The following is a 17,101-nucleotide window of genomic DNA, read 5'->3' on the forward strand; positions in this document are numbered from 1 at the left end:
ATGCTCCGGGTCGGGTCTCAGTCGTCATCGCGGTGGCCGCGGCACTGCGCCCACAGCATCAGCACGACGCCGACGGTGATGGCCGAGTCGGCCAGGTTGAACGCCGGCCAGCTGTAGCCGGCGTAGTGGAAATGCAGGAAGTCGACCACCGCGCCATGCACCAGGCGGTCGTAAACGTTGCCCAGCGCGCCGCCGATGACCAGTGCGAAGGCGGCCGGCAGCAGCCTTTCGTGGCGGTGCCGGTGCATCAGCACCAGCAGCCAGGTGCAGATGCTCATCGCCAGCACGGTGAAGAACCAGCGCTGCCAGCCGCCGTGGGTGGCGAGGAAGCTGAAGGCGGCGCCGGGGTTGAACACCAGCACCAGATCGAAGAAGCCGGTCACCGGCACGACCTGGCCGAGGTGCAGGTTCGCCAGCACCAGCTGCTTCGTGGCCTGGTCGAGTACGCCGACCGCTGCCGCCAGGATCAGCCAGGGCAGCAGCAAGGCCAGCGCGCCGCGTCCGGCGTCGGGCTTCATCGCCTTCACCGCCTCAGGCATGGGTGCGGGTTTCGCCGTCACCGAACAGGTTGCTCGCGCAGCGTCCGCACAGGGCAGGATGCTCGGCGTCGCTGCCCACCGATTCGACGTAGTGCCAGCAGCGCTCGCACTTTTGCGCCGCCGCCGGGCGAGCGACGATGCGCTCGTCCTCGGGGCTGGCGGCCACGGCCAGGGTCGCGGCCGAGGTCATGGTGACGAAGCGCAGATCCTCGCCCAGGCTGGCGAGCGCGGCATGCTTGTCGGCGCTCAGGGACAGGGCCAGCTCGGCCTGCAGCGAGGAGCCGACCTTGCCTTCGGCGCGCAGCGCTTCGATTACCTTGAGCGCCTCGGCGCGCACCGCACGGATGGCCTCCCAGCGCGCGATCAGTCCCGCTTCACCTTCCTGCGCCGGCAGGGCGTGGAAAGAGTGCAGCATCACGCTGTCCGGTTCGTCGCCGCCCGGGGTGAGCACCGCCCAGGCCTCTTCGGCCGTGAAGGCCAAAATCGGCGCCATCAGCTTCACCAGCGTCTGGGTGATGTGCCACAGCGCGGTCTGCGCGGCGCGGCGCGGCAGGCTGCCGGCGGCGGTGGTGTACAGGCGGTCCTTGAGGATGTCGAGATAGAAGGCGCCCAGGTCTTCGGCGCAGAACACCTGCAGCGCCTGGACGATGCGGTGGAACTCGAACTTCGCATAGTCGGCCTCGACCTGCTGGGCGAGGCGGCGGGTGAAGGCGAGTGCGTAGCGGTCGATGTCGAGCCACTGCGCGAGCGGCACCGCGTCCTTCGCGATGTCGAAGTCGGCGGTGTTGGCGAGCAGAAAGCGCAGGGTGTTGCGGATGCGGCGATAGACTTCGACCACGCGGTCGAGGATCTCCTTGCTGATCGACAGCTCGCCCGAATAGTCGGTGGACGCGACCCACAGGCGCAGGATCTCGGCACCGAGCTTGCCGGTGACTTCCTGCGGCACGACGACGTTGCCTAGCGACTTGCTCATCTTGCGCCCGGCACCATCGACCGCGAAGCCGTGGGTGAGCAGGCTGCGGTAGGGGGCGTGGCCGTCGATCGCGCTGCCGGTGAGTAGCGAGGAATGGAACCAGCCGCGGTGCTGGTCGGAGCCTTCGAGGTACATGTCGGCGCGCGGCCCCTGGGGGTGGCCGTCGTTGTGCGAGCCGCGCAGCACGTGCCAGTGGGTGGTGCCGGAGTCGAACCAGACGTCGAGGGTGTCGCTGATCTTGTCGTACTGGGGCGCTTCGTCGCCGAGCAGATCAGAAGCGTCGAGCCGGAACCAGGCTTCGATGCCTTCCTGCTCGACCCGGCGGGCGACTTCTTCCATCAGCTCGACGGTGCGCGGGTGCAGTTCGCCGCTCTCCTTGTGCAGGAAGAAGGGGATCGGCACGCCCCAGTTGCGCTGGCGCGAGATGCACCAGTCGGGACGGTTGGCGATCATCGCGTGCAGGCGGGCCTGCCCCCAGGCGGGGTAGAACTGGGTCGCCTCGACCGCGCGCAGTGCGCGCTCGCGCAGGGTGGAGCCGTCCGCGGCGACGCGGTCCATGCCGACGAACCACTGCGCGGTGGCGCGATAGACCAGCGGCGTCTTGTGGCGCCAGCAGTGCATGTAGCTGTGGGTGATCTTGCCGTTCGACAACAGCGCGCCGACTTCGGCGAGCTTGTCGATGATCGCGGCGTTGGCTTTCCAGATGTTCATGCCGCCGAAGAACGGCAGTTCGGACACGTACTCGCCACCGCCCATCACGATCGACAGGATTTCCTCGTTGCTGCGGCCGTAGGCGCGCCAGGCGTTGAAGTCGTCCACGCCGTGCGCCGGGGCCGAGTGCACGATGCCGGTGCCGGCGTCGAGACCGACATAGTCGGCCAGGTAGACCGGCGAGGGACGGTCGTAGAACGGGTGGCGGAACTCGATGTGCTCGAGCGCCGCGCCTTTCGCGGTGGCGACGATGGTGCCTTCGAGCCGGTAGCGCTGGAGGGCGGATTCGACCAGATCCTTGGCGAGTACGAGCAGGCGCGCGCCGCCGTCCTCGAGCGTGACCTCGACGAGCGCGTAGTCGAACTCGGCATGGGCGTTGAGCGCCTGGTTGGCGGGGATCGTCCACGGCGTGGTGGTCCAGATCACCGCGGCGGCGGGCTTGTCGAGCCGGGCGAGGCCGAAGGCGGCGGCGAGTTTACGCAAATGAGTCCCGCCATCGGCATCCGATACCGGGAAGGCGACGTCGATCGTCGGTGACGGCTTGTCGGCGTATTCGACTTCGGCCTCGGCGAGCGCCGAGCCGCAGTCGAAGCACCAGTTCACCGGCTTGAGGCCCTTGAACACGTAGCCGTTTTTGGTCATTTCGGCGAGTGCGCGGATCTCGTTGGCCTCGTTGGCGAAATCCATCGTGCGATAGGGCTTGTCCCAGTCGCCGAGCACGCCGAGGCGGATGAAGTCGGCGCGCTGGATGTCGATCTGCTCGGCGGCGTAGGCGCGGCACAGCTCACGGACCTTGTCGGCGGGCAGGTTCTTGCCGTGGGTGACTTCGACCTTGTGCTCGATCGGCAGGCCGTGGCAGTCCCAGCCCGGCACGTAGGGCGCGTCGAAGCCAGCGAGGGTCTTCGAGCGGATGATGATGTCCTTGAGGATCTTGTTCAGCGCGTGGCCGATGTGCAGGCTGCCGTTGGCGTAGGGCGGGCCGTCGTGGAGCACGAACTTGGGTCGCCCCGCGCTGGCCTTGCGGATGCGCTGGTAGAGCTTCGTGCGCTGCCAGTCGGCGATCCAGTTCGGCTCGCGCTTGGGCAGATCGCCGCGCATCGGGAAGGACGTGTCGGGCAGGTTGAGCGTTTTACGGTAGTCGGCCATGGCGGGAAAGAGGTCGGTTGGAACGTTGCAGGGCCCGGTTCAGGCCTGCAGCCGGTCGGGGTTGTCCTGGAGCCACTGGCGGGCGGTGGCGGCATCGGCGGCGATTTGTGCGCGCAGGGCGTCGAGCGAATCGAAACGGCGTTCCGCGCGCAGCTTGTGCAGGAAATGGACGCGGATGTGCGCGCCGTAGCAGTCCCGCGTCCAGTTGAACAGGTGGACTTCGAGGCGGGCGCGACCGTTGGCCGTCACCGTCGGGCGCAGGCCGATATTGGCGACGCCGGCGATGGGGGCGGCGGCCAGCCCTTCGACGCCGACCGCATAGACGCCGGTGAGCGGCGGCAGGCGGTGCTTCATCTGGATGTTGGCGGTCGGAAAGCCGAGCTGGCGACCGAGCTTGTCGCCGTGGCTCACCCGCCCGGCGATGCTGTAGGGGCGGCCGAGGAGGCGGGCGGCGCGGGCGAGGTCGGCTTCGGCCAGCGCGCTACGGACCGCCGAGCTGGAGACGCGCTCGCCGTCGACGGAGAGGGTGGGCATCGATTCGACACCGAAGCCGAGGCGGCGGCCGGCTTCCTGCAGCATCGCGAAGTCGCCCTGGCGGCGCGCGCCGAAACGGAAGTCGTCACCGATGAAGAGGTGGCGCACGCCCAGTCCATGCACCAGGGTGTCGTCGATGAAGCTTTGTGCGTTCTGTGCCGCGAAGCGGGCGTCGAAGCGGCAAACGTGGGTGCGGTCCACCCCCGCGGCGCCCAGCAGCAGCAGCTTTTCGCGCAGCGAGGCGAGGCGTGCGGGGGCATCGGCCGGGCTGAAGTATTCGCGCGGATGGGGTTCGAACGTGAGCACCACCGCCGGCAGGCCGAGGGCGCGGGCTTTTTCGGTCAGCAGTGCGAGCAGGGCCTGATGGCCGAGGTGGAGGCCATCGAAGTTGCCGATGGTGAGCACCGTCGCCGTGTCGGCCTGCTCGGGGATTCCGCGGTGAACCTGCATGAACGCCTGACAAAAGCCAGGATTATAACGACAAAGCCCGCTTCTGCGGGCCTGGCGCTTGCGGGCTGGAGGGCGATCCGGGGATGCGGATACGCCGGGCGCGGTGGGGCGGTGGCGGGCGGCGAACGCTAACCGAGGCGGGCGACGCGGGTCGGGGTGGCCGGTGCGTGATCCTGGAAGTAGCGCTGGATGCCGCGCAGCAGCGCGTCGGCCATTTTGTCCTGGTAGTCCTCGTCGTTCAGGCGGCGCTCTTCCCGCGGGTTGCTGATGAAGGCGGTTTCGACCAGCACCGAAGGAATGTCGGGGGCGCGCAGCACGGCGAAGCCGGCCTGTTCGACTTCGGGCTTGTGCAGACGGTTGATCGTGCCCAGTTCGCCGAGCATGGCGCGGCCGAGCTTGAAACTGTCGTTGATCGTCGCCGTCTGCGACAGATCGAGCAGGGTGCGGGCGATGTGCCCGTCCTGGCCGGCAAGATTGACGCCGCCGACGAGGTCGGCGTCGTTTTCCTTCTGCGCCAGCCAGCGCGCGGCGGAACTCGAGGCGCCGCGTTCGGACAGGACGTACACCGAGCTGCCGTTCGCTTCCGGGCGGACGAAGGCATCGGCGTGGATCGACACGAACAGGTCGGCGCGCACCCGGCGCGCGCGCGTCACGCGCTGGTGCAGCGGCACGAAGTAGTCGCCGTCGCGGGTGAGCACCGCACGCATGCCGGGCGCCGCGTCGATCTTGCGTTTCAGGCGGCGGGCGATCGAAAGTGTGACGTTCTTCTCGTAGCTGCCGCCGCGGCCGACGGCGCCCGGGTCTTCGCCACCGTGGCCGGCATCGAGCACCACCGTGTACAGGCGATCGACCTCGGGTCCCTTGGTGCGCGCGGGCGGGCGCGATTCGGTGCGCGCGACCGGAGCGGCGTCCCCGCCGGCGTCGCCCAGTGCTGCGTCCAGCGGCGAATCCTTCAGGATCAGCGCCATCAGGGGGTCGTGCTCTTCGGTCGAGTGGAGGTCGAGCACCAGGCGATGGCCGTAATCGCCGACCGGCGCGAGAGTGAAGACTTGCGGATCGACCGGTTTTTTCAAATCGACCACCATCCGCACCACGCCGGGGCGGTTCTGCCCGGCGCGGATCAGGCGGATGTAAGGGTCGGAGTCGAGCACTTTGGATGGCAGCGACTGAAGCACGCTGTCGAGCCGGACGCCTTCGAGATCGACCACCAGGCGGTCGGGGTCCTGCACCAGCATGTGGCTGAAGCGCAACTCGGCTGCACCTTCGAGGGTGATCCGGGTGTACTCGGGGGATGGCCAGACGCGCACCGCGAGCAGGCTCGCCGGGGCCGCGTGGCCGAGCGGGCTCACCATCAGCGCGAGCGTGGCGCCGGCGAACTTGAGCAGTTCGCGGCGACTCAGGCCGCGGTCCAGCGGCGCGCCTTCCGGGTCATGGCTCAGGTCGTCCCGGGCGCCGGGTCCGCGCCCCGTAGTGCTTTCACCAGTTCGATCACGCATGTCCGCCCCGCTTCAGTGTTGCCGCTGATTTCCGCAAACCGCCCGCTCCCCTCGGCATCCAGGCGAATTTCGATGTCCGCCACGGGCAGGTAGGGCGCGGCTTTGTCCGGCCACTCCACGATGCATGTCCCCTGCCCGGAAAAGTATTCGTCCAGCCCTGCGTCCAGGTATTCTTCTGGCGAGTTGAAGCGATAAAAATCAAAGTGATATAAGTCTAATCTAGAAACGACGTAAGGTTCAATCAAGGTATATGTCGGACTCTTGACCTTTCCGGCGTGACCGAGGCCGCGCAGCAGCCCGCGGGTGAGGGTGGTTTTGCCCATGCCGAGGTCGCCCTGCAGCCAGATGTGCAGGCCGGGGACGAGCACCGTGGCCAGCGCCGCACCGAGGGCTTCGGTGTCGGTTTCGGCCGGCAAGTGCGTGCGCAGGCGGGCGCCGTTATCATCAGGGGCTTGAATCGACTCGATCATGGGAACCTCGTGGGGATGGCGGCAGGGCTGGGGGGCGATACGGACAACGGCGTGGACAACAATGCGGGCGAACCTGCGGGCAATCGGCTCCGGCTCGACGCTGCAGGTCTTGTTGCGCGGATCAGACAGTGGGGGCAGGCGCTGGGTTTTTCCGCGATCGGCGTGGGCGGGACCGATCTGTCCGGCGCCGAGCCGGGGCTGGCGGCCTGGGTCGAGGCCGGCTTTCACGGCGACATGGATTATATGGCGCGCCATGGCATGAAGCGCGCCCGTGCGGCCGAACTGGTGCCCGGCACCCTGCGCGTGATCAGTGCGCGCATGGACTACTGGCCGGATGCCGCGCCGGCCCAGGCGGTGCTGGATGATCCGGCGCGGGCCTACGTGTCGCGCTATGCGCTGGGGCGGGACTACCACAAGGTGCTGCGCGCGCGCCTGCAAAAACTCGCCGAGCGCATCGCGGCTGAAACGGCCCACCAGTACCGGGTGTTCACCGACTCCGCGCCGGTGCTGGAGGTGGAGCATGCCAGCCGCAACGGCCTGGGCTGGCGCGGCAAGCACACTTTGCTGCTCGATCGTGCGGCCGGCTCCTGGTTCTTCCTCGGTGAAATCTTCACCGACCTGCCGCTCCCGCTCGATCCGCCGGTCGCGCCGCACTGCGGCCGCTGCAGCGCCTGCATCGATGCCTGTCCCACCGGCGCCATCGTCGCGCCCTACCGGGTCGATGCGCGGCGCTGCATCTCCTATCTCACCATCGAGCTGCACGGCGCGATTCCCGAACCCCTGCGCCCGCTGCTGGGCAACCGCATCTATGGCTGCGACGACTGCCAGCTCGCCTGCCCGTGGAACCGCTTCGCCGGGTTGAGCTGCGAGCCGGATTTCACCCCGCGCCATGGGCTGGACGGCGCCACCCTGGCCGAGCTGTTCGCGTGGACCGCGGCCGATTTCGCCGAGCGCACTGCCGGCAGTCCGATCCATCGCATCGGCCACGAACGCTGGCTGCGCAACCTCGCGGTGGCGCTGGGCAATGCCCCCTCTGCTCCCGAAGTGCTGGCCGCGCTCGAGTCCCGCGCCGGCGACGACAGTGCGCTGGTGCGTGAGCACGTCGCCTGGGCGCGCGCCCGCCATCGCCGTAACGGCGCCACGGCGGAGGACGGGGCAGGCTAGAATCCGGCTCCTGCACGCATCGGAAACGTCATGGAAGATCGCATCGAAACGCTGGAAACCAAGCTGATGGCCGTCGAAGACCTGGTCGACGAACTCAATCGCACGGTCTGGCGCCAGCAGCAGGAGCTCGACCTGCTGCGCGAACAGGTGCGCCAGCTCGCCCAGCAGGTGAAAACAATCCAGCCGGCCAATCCGCTGCGTCCGGAAGACGAGATCCCGCCGCATTGGTGACTTCTCCGCAGCCGGCCCGCGTTTCACTATCCGTGCTGCCGCAGGCTGCGGGCAGCCCCAACCCGAAGGAGGAACGCATGACCTTGAAAACCGCCACCGCCCTGCTGGCCTTCGCCCTGACCCTGGGCATCAACGCGCATGCCGAAGAGGTCGGCAGCGTCGACACCGCCTTCAAGCTGATCGGGCGCAACCACCAGGTGGTGGTGGAAGTGTTCGATGACCCCAAGGTCAAGGGCGTGTCGTGCTATGTGTCGCGCGCCCGCACCGGCGGCATCAAGGGCAGCCTGGGACTGGCCGAAGACACTGCCGACGCTTCGGTCGCATGCCGCCAGGTGGGCGAAATCGCGTTCACCGAGGCGCTGCGCCAGCAGGAGGAGGTGTTCTCGCAGAGCGCCTCGATCCTGTTCAAGAAGATCCGCATCGTGCGCATGGCCGACGTCAAGCGCAACACCCTGGTGTATCTCGTGTACAGCGACAAGCTCATCGACGGCAGTCCGCAGAACAACGTCACTGCCGTTCCGCTGCCGCCCGGCCTGCCGCTGCGCATGCGCTGAGCGTCCGGCTGGCGCCGGGGCAAAACGTCGGCCCCCGGAGGCGAAACATCGGAGGTGAATCGCCGGACATTTGCCGCCGGTCAACGCAGCGAAAGGTCGGTCGTGGTCCGATTGGCGCCTTTGATCACAACATGGCGTGTGGAGGAAAGCAGGCATGGCGAAAGTGAAATTTTACGGTGGCGAGTCGGTTCCCCTTGAAATGCACAAGGTGCGCATCGTCCAGAAGCTCAACCTGCCGCCGGTGGAGCGCCGCCTGGAGGCGATCACCGAAGCGGGCAACAACACCTTCCTGCTGCGCAACGCCGATGTGTTCATGGACATGCTGACCGACAGCGGCGTGAACGCCATGAGCGACCAGCAGCAGGCGGCGATGATGATCGCCGACGACAGCTACGCCGGCAGCGCCACCTATACGCGCCTCGAGGCCAAGCTGCAGGACATCTTCGGCATGGACTACTTCCTGCCTGCCCACCAGGGCCGGGCCTGCGAGAACATCCTCGGCCAGGTGCTGGTGACGCCGGGCTCGGTGGTGCCGATGAACTACCACTTCACCACCACCAAGGCGCACATCACCCTCAACGGCGGCATCGTCGAGGAGCTCGTCTCCGATGCCGGCCTGGAAGTCGTCAGCGTCCACCCGTTCAAGGGCAACATGGACGTCGCCAAGCTGCAGGCCACGATCGGCAAGCACGGCGCCGACAAGATCGCCTTCGTGCGCATGGAGGCGGGCACCAACCTGATCGGCGGCCAGCCGTTCTCGCTCGAGAACCTCGCCGACATCCGCAAGGTCTGCGACCAGCACCGCCTGCTGCTGGTGCTCGACGCCAGCCTGCTCGCCGACAACCTGCATTTCATCAAGAACCGCGAGGAAAGCTGCAAGGGGCTGAGCATCCGCGAGATCACCCGCAAGATGGCCGACCTGTGCGACCTCATCTACTTCTCCGCGCGCAAGCTCGGCTGCGCTCGCGGTGGCGGCATGTGCATGCGCAGCGAGGAACTGTACCGCCGCATGCGCGGGCTGGTTCCGCTGTACGAAGGCTTCCTCACCTACGGCGGCATGTCGGTGCGCGAAATGGAAGCGCTCACCGTCGGCCTCGAGGAGACCATGGACGAGGAGGTGATCAACCAGGGGCCGCAGTTCATCGGTTACATGGTCGATGAGCTGCAAAAACGCGACATCCCGGTGATCACCCCCGCCGGCGGCCTGGGCTGCCACATCAACGCGATGAAGTTCGTCGATCACATCCCGCAGGCCCAGTATCCGGCTGGCGCGCTGGCTTCGGCGCTGTACATCGCCGGCGGCATCCGCGGCATGGAGCGCGGCACCCTGTCCGAGCAGCGCGAACCCGACGGCAGCGAGATCTTCGCCAACATGGAGCTGGTCCGCCTGGCCCTGCCGCGGCGCGTGTTCACCCTGTCGCAGGTCAAGTACGCGGTCGATCGTCTCGAATGGCTGTACGCCAACCGCCGCATGATCGGCGGACTGGTGTTCACCGAGGAGCCGGAAATCCTGCGCTTCTTCTACGGCCGCCTGGCGCCGGTGTCGAACTGGCAGGAAAAACTGGTTGCCAAGTTCCGCGAGGATTTCGGCGACAGCCTCTGAGCCTTCCCCCGCCTGTGCCGGCATCCGCCCGGCGCAGGGTGCGGAATCGGCGAACGCGCAGCGTCATTGGCCTGCGCGTTCGTCCGTTTACGCTCCTTGCCGCGTGTTTCCCGGCCGTGTGTCGGCCGTTTGTCCCGGCAGGTGCCGGAGGAGACCACGCCTCAGCGCGACAGCTGCGCCGCCAGGGCCCGCACTTCGTCGGGGACGTCGGGGGCGGGGCGTAGGGGCGCGCCGGACAAGGCGTCGATCAGCCGTGCGACCACGGCCTCGTGCGGCAGGGTGACACCGAAATGGAGCACGACCCCGCCGCGTATGACTGCAAGGGTGGGGAAGTTGGCCACGTCGATGTCGCCGACGAGTTCGGCGTCGTCCTCGATGTCGGCCCAGGCGAAGACGATGCCGGGACGGGCGCCCGCGATGCGCTCGAACGCCGGGCGGAAGTCGCGGCAGGTTCCGCACCAGGCGGCACAGAGGGCGACGACGACGAGCGGGGCTTCGGCCGCGCGCGGGCGGTCGGCGAGTTCAGCTGGATCGGCGAGGTCGGCGAGGTCGGCGAGCGGAGTCAGGGGCGGCATCGATGCAGTGGATTCCGGGATTTCGATCGGACGAGCGGTTGCGCCGCTGCGGGGGCAAGATTACCAGAGCGGGCGGTGAGGTCGCGCTTGATGCCGCATCTAGCCGCGTTTTGGGAAAAACTCCAGCTTGCGTTCCATTGTTTCGTGCATCTTCGCGACCTGCGGCTTCAGCGCGCCGATGACGTGCATCTCGCAGCGCTTGCAGTCGAAGCGCAGGGTCAGGGTCTGGTCGCCGTGGACGAGCTGCATCGGTTCGGGGCGGATGCCTTTCACTTCCTTCGGGCACTGGTTGAGGCTGTAGCGCAGGCAGTGCCGGGTGATCATTAGCGGCACTTCGCCGCGTTCCTCGTTCGCTTCGAAGGCGGCGTCGATCCGCTTCACGCCGTGCCTGGCGTAAAAGGCGCGGGCGTGGGCGTTGGCGACGTTGGCGAGATAGCTCAGATCGTCCTGCGGATAGGGTACCGGCGGTTCGACCGCTGCCGCCCGTGGCGGGCGCCGATGGGCGGCGAGGCGCGCTGCCTCGAGGCGTTCGACGGCCTCGCGGCGCAGGGCGTTGAGCTGGGCGGCGGGCAGGAAGGGCGCGGCCGGCTCGGTGCCGGAGGCCGCCGCGCCCGAGGCCGGCGGCAGCGTGAGGACGATGTCGCCGGCGGTGAACATCGTGCCGCCGAGCTTGCCGAGCTGCTCGCGGATGCCGGCCAGCGCGCGCCCGGCATTGCGCGCTGGCTCCCAGGCGGTATCCAGGTTCGCGGTCGCGCCAATGCCGTCCTCGTCGGTGAGGCTGAGGGCAAAACCGGTGGCGGTGGCGGCAAAGCGCGCATCGACGCGGATGCGGCGCTCGGCGGACTTCTTTTCCAGGGCGCGTTCGAATTCGTGGTCGTGGTTGCGGAACAGCGCGCTGCCCGGCATCAGCCCGGCAGGCAGCGGCTCGGACACGAACACGCGGTCGACGCCGCCGGTCCCGGCCTCGACCCGGTTGACGCGCAGGCCGGCGAGTTCGCCCTTCGGGCCGTACCAGGCCAGGCCGTCGCCGTTGTGCAGCGGCGTGCTGCGCTCGACATCGAAGAACTTCCGGCCCTTGGCGTCGACCTTCGCCACGCGCCCGATCGGCTCGCCGACGAATTTCGGCGACTCGAAGGCCTCGATGCCGTGCTGGCGCTCGTTCGTGAAGTAGTCGGTGTAGCCGCGGTTGAAGGTCTTGTCGGCCTGCGGGGTGAACAGGAAGGTGGTGCGCCCGCTGGAGGCGCGGCGCCAGGCCGGGCCGTCGGCCTCGGGGTGTTCGAGGAGGTGGTCGAGCAGCGTGCGGTAGTGGGCGGTGATGTTCTTGACGTAGGCGAGGTCCTTGTAGCGGCCTTCGATCTTGAACGAGCTCACTCCGGCGGCGGCCAGCGCGCGCAGGTTGGCGCTCTGGTTGTTGTCCTTCATCGACAGCAGGTGCTGGCCGCTGGCGAGGGTGTGGCCGTCCTGGTCCTTCAGATCGTAGGGCAGGCGGCAGGCCTGCGAGCATTCGCCGCGGTTGGCGCTGCGCCCGGTATGGGCGTGGCTGATGTAGCACTGGCCGGAAAAGGCCACGCATAGCGCGCCATGGACGAAGTATTCGAGCTGGCAGGTGGTGGCCTCGGCGATCTTGCGCACCTGGGCGAGCGAGAGCTCGCGCGCCAGCACGAGCTGCGAGAAGCCGACGTCCTGCAGGAAGCGCGCCTTGCTCGCGTCGCGGATGTCGGTCTGGGTGCTGGCGTGGAGCTGGATCGGCGGCAGGTCGAGTTCGAGCAGGCCCATGTCCTGCACGATCAGCGCATCGACGCCGGCGTCGTAGAGTTGCCAGATCAGCCGCTGTGCCGCTTCCAGTTCCTGATCGAACAGGATCGTGTTGGTGGCGACGAAAACCCGGGCGTGGTAGCGGTGGGCATGGGCGGCGAGGCGGGCGATGTCGGCGACCGTATTGTCCGCCGCCGAGCGCGCGCCGAAGGCCGGGCCACCGATATAGACGGCGTCGGCGCCGTGGTTGATCGCCTCGATGCCGAAATCGGCGGTCTTGGCCGGAGCGAGGAGTTCGAGGACGTGGCGGGCAGCGAGGACGTGGCGGGCAGTGTTCATCGCAAGGGAGGTCCGGTTCGAAAATTCGCCTTCGGGAGCGCCGGGGCGCAGCTCACAGCCGATCCTGCCGGCGCCGGGCAAAGGGCAGCAGCACCAGCAACCCGGTCGCGTCGGCCAGCCAGTCGAGCGGATCGCCGACTCGGTGCGCGGTCAGCGCCTGCGCCACTTCCATCGCCGTGCCGTACAGCAGCAGGCCGCCGGCGATGCGTAGCGCCTGCCGCGGCCAGGCTGCGAGCGCCAGCAGGGCGAGGGTGGCGAACAGTACGGCGTGTTCGATCTTGTCCTGCCAGACCACCAGCCGGGGCACCTCGGGAGCCGGTAGCAGCGCCAGCCAGAACACGGCCAGCAGGACGATGACAAAAAGCAGGCGCAGCAGTTGACGAACGGTCGCGGGCATGCGAAGTCCTAAATGCGTTGATCACGATCGCCGGCCACGGGAAGGCCGGAGCCGCGGGAAGGCCCCGCTTGCTCCCGTCCGGCGCAGGAGAACGAGGATGGCTACGGCGAAAGCGGTGCGGCGCACCCCCTTGCTCGGTGCGCTGCTGCTCACGGCAGTGCTTGTTCCCTTGCCGGTTTGGGCGAGGGACGTGATCGTGCGCACCGAAACGGCCAGCGTCAAGGTCAGCGAGGTCGCGCGCGGGTTGGAAAACCCGTGGTCGCTCGCTTTCCTGCCCGATGGCCGCATCTTGGTCACCGAACGGCCGGGGCGGATGCGCATCGTCACCGCCGACGGCGCCCTGTCGGCGCCGATTGCCGGCCTGCCCGAGGTGCACGCGCAGGGTCAGGGCGGGCTGCTCGACGTCGCCCTCGGCCCCCGTTTCGCCGAGGACGGCCTGATCGTGTTTTCCTACGCGGAACCCACCGCGCGCGGCGCGCGCACCGCGGTGGCGCGCGCCCGCCTCGACCTCGATGGCTTGCGCGTGCATGCGGTGCAACGCATTTTCGCCCAGAACGAGGACCCATCCGGCAGCCATCACTGGGGGTCGCGCCTGGTGTTTGCGCCCGACGGCAGCCTGTTTGTCACCCTCGGCGACCGCTATCACTTCCGCGACCGGGCCCAGGCCCTCGACAGCCACCTCGGCAAGGTGGTGCGCATCGCCGTGGATGGCAGTGCGCCGGCGGACAACCCTTTCCGCGCTCGTGCCGGCGCCCTGCCCGAGATCTGGTCCTACGGCCACCGCAATCTCCAGGGGGCGGCACTGGACCCGCAGAGCGGCGAGCTGTGGACACACGAACACGGCCCGCAGGGCGGCGACGAGCTCAATCTCACCCGTGGCGGGCGCAACTACGGCTGGCCGGTGATCACCTACGGCCGCGAATACGTCACCGGGAGCAAGATCGGCGAAGGCACCGAGCGCACCGACGTTGAGGCGCCGCGGTGGCAGTGGACGCCGTCGATCGCGCCGTCGGGAATGGCCTTCTACACCGGAGAGGCCTTTCCCCAGTGGCGCGGCAATCTCTTCGTCGGTGCGTTGAAGCACCAGCTTGTCGTTCGCCTGGTGCTCGAGGAGGGCAAGGTCGTTCATGAAGAACGCATGCTCAGTGCGCTCGGCCGGCGGATCCGCGATGTCCGCCAGGGGCCGGACGGCAAGCTGTGGCTGCTCGACGAGAGCGGGGGGCGCATCCTGCGTCTCGACCCGGCCTGAGCCGCGGACGGCAAGACGGTGGGGTTTCGTGCCATCATCGCGGTCCCGCGACGACACCGACGACATCAGGATGGAAAGCCCCTTCAAAAGCACGAAAGGCCTGCGCCATGTCTGGAGCGCCTTGCATTACTCGCTCGACGGTCTGCGCGCCGCGTACCGCAACGAAGACGCTTTTCGCCAGGAGGTCTGGATCGCCCTGATCGCAGTGCCGGTCGCGCTGTGGCTGGGAGACTCGGCGTTGGAGCGGGCCCTGATGATCGGCAGCGTGCTGCTGGTGATGGTGGTCGAGCTGCTGAACTCCGCGATCGAAGCGGTGGTCGATCGGGTATCCCTGGAGCGCCATCCCCTGTCCAAGCGCGCCAAGGATATCGGCAGTGCGGCGGTGTTCATGGCGCTGCTCAATGCGGCCGTGGTGTGGGCGCTGCTGTTGCTGGGCTGAGCTTGCCGCGCCTTTTCCCGATCCGCTGCGGATCAGGCCGGCCGGGGGCCCCAACTGCGCACCGGGCCGGTGTCGATGTGGACGAAATCCGATTCGGGGTAATAGCCGACGCCGCCGGCACGCAAGGCGAGTGCGGCATCGCGCAGGCGCGCGGTGGCCACTCCGGCGAGGCGGATGTCGATCGCCCTGCCGTCCATGTGCAGGCTGCGTCTGGCCACGCCGCTGCCGGTCTTGCGCAAGGCCTGGTTGGTGGCGGGCGAACGGTAGCCGGAAATGATCTCGAAGGTATCGCCGCCGCAGCGCAGGCTCAGGGCATGCAGCACGTCGTACAGGCGGGGGTCCATGGCGACGGCGTCTCCGGTGCGGAAGTCGCGCAGCAGCCAGTTCATGCGCTGTAATGCCGGTTCGATGTAGCCGCGCCGGTCGCGGTACGCGAGTTGGAGGCGCTCGTCGGTGTGGGTGTGGCGGAACGCGAGCCGGTGATCGTGGGCGAATGCGGCAGGATGGGCCCGTGCGCTGCCGAGGGAGAGGCCCAGCGGCAAGGTGGAAAGACCTTTGAGGAACAGCCGGCGGCGTGCGCCAGAGTGATCGTGGGGAGTTCTCGACATGGATAATCGTCAGTCCGAACAAGCACTTGAATCGCGCATCCTAACTGAAACAGAGATCCGGCCGGGCAAAAGTTTTGTAACTCTGGCGGCGTTGGTGGTGGGGGTGCTGGTCGCCGCTGCGGGGCAATCCGTCGCCGCCGCGGCCGCTGCGGCGACGGCGGGCTCGCATCCCGGCTCGCCGGTTGTGGCTCCCGCCCTTCCCGCCCGCGGGGCTGGCGACGCTGCGGCGGCGGGGGCGCTGGACGACATGGCCGGGGCCATCGCCGGCGAGCTTGAGCTGCGCAGCGCAGCCCTCGACGACAGTGTGGCGCCGTTTTACCTTGCCCGAGGGTATCGCCCGGCATGGGCCGGTACAGCGCAGGCCGCAGCGCTGTTGGCCGCGGTGGAAGCCAGCCGCGAGCATGGGCTGGACCCCGCCGATTTCGCACTCGAACGCTTGCGTCAGGCCGTCGATGCCGATCCGGCCACCCTCTCACCCGCGCAACGGGCCGCGCGCGAGGTGAGCCTCTCCGACAGCCTTGCCCGCTTGTTGCGCCAGTTGCGCTACGGCAAGCTCGACCCGCGCCTGTTGTACCGTGAGTGGAACTTCGCGCCGCAACCCGGTCCGTCGCTGCGGGCTGGCGAACTCGAGGCGGTTCTGGCGGCCCCCGGGCTGGGGGCGGCGATCGCGAACCATGCGCCTGCGCTGCCCCTGTACCGGGGCTTGCAGCAAGCCTATGCGCAATACCGCGCCCAGGCCGCCCTCGGCGACTGGCCGCCGGTCCCTGCCGGGCCGACGCTGCACCCCGGCGACTATGACCGACGTGTCGCTGCGCTGCGCGCCCGCCTGCAGGCGGGCGGGGAGAGCGGTCTGGAGGCGGCCGATCCGGCATACTTCGATCCTCTCCTGGCCGAGGCGGTGCGCCGCTTTCAGCGTGCCCAGGGGCTCGAAGCCGATGCCCTGGTCGGGCGCCGGACGATGGCGGCGCTCGAGGTCGGCGCGGCGCAGCGTGCCGACCAGATCCGTGCCAACCTCGAGCGCCTGCGCTGGGTCGCGCAAGACCTACAAGGCGACCATCTTGGGCTCGATATCGCCGCCCAGAGCGCCGAACTCGTGCTCGATGGCGTGCGTGCGTGGTCTTCGCGCGTGGTGGTGGGGCGGCCGTCGCGCAAGACCCCTTTGCTCCGCGACCGCGTGCAGCACCTCGTACTCAATCCGAAATGGGTGGTGCCGCCTACCATCCTCAAACAGGATGTCATTCCCGCGATGGTGCGCGATCCGGGTTATCTCGCCGACCAGAGGATGCGTGTCGTCGACGGCAACGGGCAGGCGGTCGACCCGACCGAGATCGACTGGGCGGCGGTGCCCCGCCACGGCTTTCCTTACCGGATCGTGCAGGAGTCGGGCGCCGACGGCGCGCTCGGGCGGATCAAGTTCGTGCTCGCCAACCCCTACACAATCTTCATGCACGACACCAATGCCCCGGAGCTGTTCGAGCGCAGCGTGCGCGCGTTCAGCTCGGGTTGTCTGCGTCTGGAAAAGCCGCTGGAGCTCGCCTTGCTGCTGCTCGACGATCCGCAGCGCTGGAGTGCGGAAACGCTCGCGGCCGAGCTCGATCGCGGGGCGACCCACACGATTGCGGTCGGGCGCGAGATTCCGGTACTGCTGCTCTACTTCACCGCGGGGCTCGATGAAGCCGGCGGCGTGCAGCTGCGCGAGGACATCTACGGTTATGACGGAGAGATCATCGCTGCGCTGACGGGACGGAGTGGTGGCGCACCGAGCGATTCCGTACGCCCGGCCCCGGGCCCGACCGGCCGCGAGCGCGCCGGTTAAGGGATACGGACTGCGGACCGCGACTCAGCGGGGTGCTGCGGTGTCGAGGCTG

The 17,101-nt window shown here is 68.4% G+C and carries 16 protein-coding genes; 7 read left to right on the forward strand and 9 right to left on the reverse strand.

The features are described 5' to 3' along the window. Window positions 1-17: 17 nt before the first annotated feature. The 5 genes from lspA to tsaE form a co-directional block, all read right to left on the reverse strand. Entirely contained in the window at window positions 18-518 is a 501-nt protein-coding gene (gene lspA / locus Tharo_RS08390) for a signal peptidase II (protein WP_245881036.1), read from the reverse strand. 13 nt (window positions 519-531) lie between these two features. Then, window positions 532-3,369: an isoleucine--tRNA ligase gene (gene ileS, locus Tharo_RS08395; RefSeq protein WP_107220799.1), complete on the reverse strand. Its 2,838-nt coding sequence runs from the start codon at window positions 3,367-3,369 to the stop codon at window positions 532-534. A gap of 39 nt (window positions 3,370-3,408) precedes the next feature. Continuing rightward, entirely contained in the window at window positions 3,409-4,353 is a 945-nt protein-coding gene (locus Tharo_RS08400; RefSeq protein ID WP_107220800.1) for a bifunctional riboflavin kinase/FAD synthetase, read from the reverse strand. Between the two features lie 128 nt (window positions 4,354-4,481). Further along, on the reverse strand, window positions 4,482-5,849 hold the full coding sequence (locus tag Tharo_RS08405) for an N-acetylmuramoyl-L-alanine amidase (protein ID WP_107220801.1): 1,368 nt from the start codon (window positions 5,847-5,849) through the stop codon (window positions 4,482-4,484). Further along, a complete protein-coding gene (tsaE, locus tag Tharo_RS08410; protein WP_107220802.1) occupies window positions 5,789-6,319 on the reverse strand; it encodes a tRNA (adenosine(37)-N6)-threonylcarbamoyltransferase complex ATPase subunit type 1 TsaE in 531 nt (176 codons plus the stop codon). Before tsaE ends, Tharo_RS08405 begins: the two co-directional genes overlap by 61 nt. Before the next feature lie 51 nt (window positions 6,320-6,370). On the opposite strand from tsaE, the gene queG reads away from it, so the two are divergent. The 4 genes from queG to Tharo_RS08430 all read left to right on the forward strand — a co-directional run bounded on the left by queG (window position 6,371) and on the right by Tharo_RS08430 (window position 9,871). After that, window positions 6,371-7,483, forward strand: coding sequence for a tRNA epoxyqueuosine(34) reductase QueG (gene queG / locus Tharo_RS08415; protein WP_245881037.1), 1,113 nt, complete (start codon window positions 6,371-6,373; stop codon window positions 7,481-7,483). Between the two features lie 30 nt (window positions 7,484-7,513). Beyond that, window positions 7,514-7,714, forward strand: coding sequence for a SlyX family protein (locus Tharo_RS08420; RefSeq protein WP_107220804.1), 201 nt, complete (start codon window positions 7,514-7,516; stop codon window positions 7,712-7,714). 77 nt (window positions 7,715-7,791) lie between these two features. Continuing rightward, entirely contained in the window at window positions 7,792-8,268 is a 477-nt protein-coding gene (locus Tharo_RS08425; protein WP_107220805.1) for a CreA family protein, read from the forward strand. 154 nt (window positions 8,269-8,422) lie between these two features. Further along, entirely contained in the window at window positions 8,423-9,871 is a 1,449-nt protein-coding gene (locus Tharo_RS08430) for a tryptophanase (protein ID WP_107220806.1), read from the forward strand. Between the two features lie 161 nt (window positions 9,872-10,032). Here the strand turns inward: Tharo_RS08430 and Tharo_RS08435 are convergent, their stop codons facing one another. The 3 genes from Tharo_RS08435 to Tharo_RS08445 form a co-directional block, all read right to left on the reverse strand. After that, complete coding sequence (locus Tharo_RS08435) at window positions 10,033-10,446, reverse strand: thioredoxin family protein (RefSeq protein WP_107220807.1); 414 nt, start codon at window positions 10,444-10,446, stop codon at window positions 10,033-10,035. Between the two features lie 99 nt (window positions 10,447-10,545). After that, on the reverse strand, window positions 10,546-12,540 hold the full coding sequence (locus Tharo_RS08440) for a peptidase U32 family protein (RefSeq protein ID WP_107222360.1): 1,995 nt from the start codon (window positions 12,538-12,540) through the stop codon (window positions 10,546-10,548). A gap of 52 nt (window positions 12,541-12,592) precedes the next feature. Next, complete coding sequence (locus tag Tharo_RS08445) at window positions 12,593-12,937, reverse strand: VanZ family protein (protein WP_107220808.1); 345 nt, start codon at window positions 12,935-12,937, stop codon at window positions 12,593-12,595. A gap of 97 nt (window positions 12,938-13,034) precedes the next feature. On the opposite strand from Tharo_RS08445, the gene Tharo_RS08450 reads away from it, so the two are divergent. Together Tharo_RS08450 and Tharo_RS08455 are read left to right on the forward strand one after the other, a co-directional pair. Further along, window positions 13,035-14,186: a PQQ-dependent sugar dehydrogenase gene (locus tag Tharo_RS08450; protein WP_107220809.1), complete on the forward strand. Its 1,152-nt coding sequence runs from the start codon at window positions 13,035-13,037 to the stop codon at window positions 14,184-14,186. 70 nt (window positions 14,187-14,256) lie between these two features. Continuing rightward, a complete protein-coding gene (locus Tharo_RS08455) occupies window positions 14,257-14,625 on the forward strand; it encodes a diacylglycerol kinase (RefSeq protein ID WP_107220810.1) in 369 nt (122 codons plus the stop codon). Between the two features lie 32 nt (window positions 14,626-14,657). Here the strand turns inward: Tharo_RS08455 and mepK are convergent, their stop codons facing one another. After that, window positions 14,658-15,233, reverse strand: a complete 576-nt coding sequence (gene mepK / locus Tharo_RS08460; protein WP_107220811.1) for a peptidoglycan L,D-endopeptidase MepK — start codon at window positions 15,231-15,233, stop codon at window positions 14,658-14,660. Between mepK and Tharo_RS08465 the strand changes: the two genes are divergently transcribed. Continuing rightward, on the forward strand, window positions 15,232-17,049 hold the full coding sequence (locus Tharo_RS08465) for a L,D-transpeptidase family protein (RefSeq protein ID WP_107220812.1): 1,818 nt from the start codon (window positions 15,232-15,234) through the stop codon (window positions 17,047-17,049). The genes mepK and Tharo_RS08465 overlap by 2 nt on opposite strands. The last annotated feature ends 52 nt before the right edge of the window (window positions 17,050-17,101 follow it).

The sequence above is a fragment of the Thauera aromatica K172 genome, assembly GCF_003030465.1.
GTDB classification, from domain to species: domain Bacteria; phylum Pseudomonadota; class Gammaproteobacteria; order Burkholderiales; family Rhodocyclaceae; genus Thauera; species Thauera aromatica.

What these genes read in the sequence shown, in the direction of transcription:
- lspA (WP_245881036.1), bottom strand. Translation starts at nt 518, where the DNA reads ATGAAGCCCGACGCCGGACGCGGCGCGCTGGCCTTGCTGCTGCCCTGG.
- ileS (WP_107220799.1), bottom strand. Translation starts at nt 3,369, where the DNA reads ATGGCCGACTACCGTAAAACGCTCAACCTGCCCGACACGTCCTTCCCG.
- Tharo_RS08400 (WP_107220800.1), bottom strand. Translation starts at nt 4,353, where the DNA reads ATGCAGGTTCACCGCGGAATCCCCGAGCAGGCCGACACGGCGACGGTG.
- Tharo_RS08405 (WP_107220801.1), bottom strand. Translation starts at nt 5,849, where the DNA reads ATGCGTGATCGAACTGGTGAAAGCACTACGGGGCGCGGACCCGGCGCC.
- tsaE (WP_107220802.1), bottom strand. Translation starts at nt 6,319, where the DNA reads ATGATCGAGTCGATTCAAGCCCCTGATGATAACGGCGCCCGCCTGCGC.
- Tharo_RS08420 (WP_107220804.1), top strand. Translation starts at nt 7,514, where the DNA reads ATGGAAGATCGCATCGAAACGCTGGAAACCAAGCTGATGGCCGTCGAA.
- Tharo_RS08425 (WP_107220805.1), top strand. Translation starts at nt 7,792, where the DNA reads ATGACCTTGAAAACCGCCACCGCCCTGCTGGCCTTCGCCCTGACCCTG.
- Tharo_RS08430 (WP_107220806.1), top strand. Translation starts at nt 8,423, where the DNA reads ATGGCGAAAGTGAAATTTTACGGTGGCGAGTCGGTTCCCCTTGAAATG.
- Tharo_RS08435 (WP_107220807.1), bottom strand. Translation starts at nt 10,446, where the DNA reads ATGCCGCCCCTGACTCCGCTCGCCGACCTCGCCGACCTCGCCGATCCA.
- Tharo_RS08440 (WP_107222360.1), bottom strand. Translation starts at nt 12,540, where the DNA reads ATGAACACTGCCCGCCACGTCCTCGCTGCCCGCCACGTCCTCGAACTC.
- Tharo_RS08445 (WP_107220808.1), bottom strand. Translation starts at nt 12,937, where the DNA reads ATGCCCGCGACCGTTCGTCAACTGCTGCGCCTGCTTTTTGTCATCGTC.
- Tharo_RS08450 (WP_107220809.1), top strand. Translation starts at nt 13,035, where the DNA reads ATGGCTACGGCGAAAGCGGTGCGGCGCACCCCCTTGCTCGGTGCGCTG.
- Tharo_RS08455 (WP_107220810.1), top strand. Translation starts at nt 14,257, where the DNA reads ATGGAAAGCCCCTTCAAAAGCACGAAAGGCCTGCGCCATGTCTGGAGC.
- Tharo_RS08465 (WP_107220812.1), top strand. Translation starts at nt 15,232, where the DNA reads ATGGATAATCGTCAGTCCGAACAAGCACTTGAATCGCGCATCCTAACT.
- mepK (WP_107220811.1), bottom strand. Translation starts at nt 15,233, where the DNA reads ATGTCGAGAACTCCCCACGATCACTCTGGCGCACGCCGCCGGCTGTTC.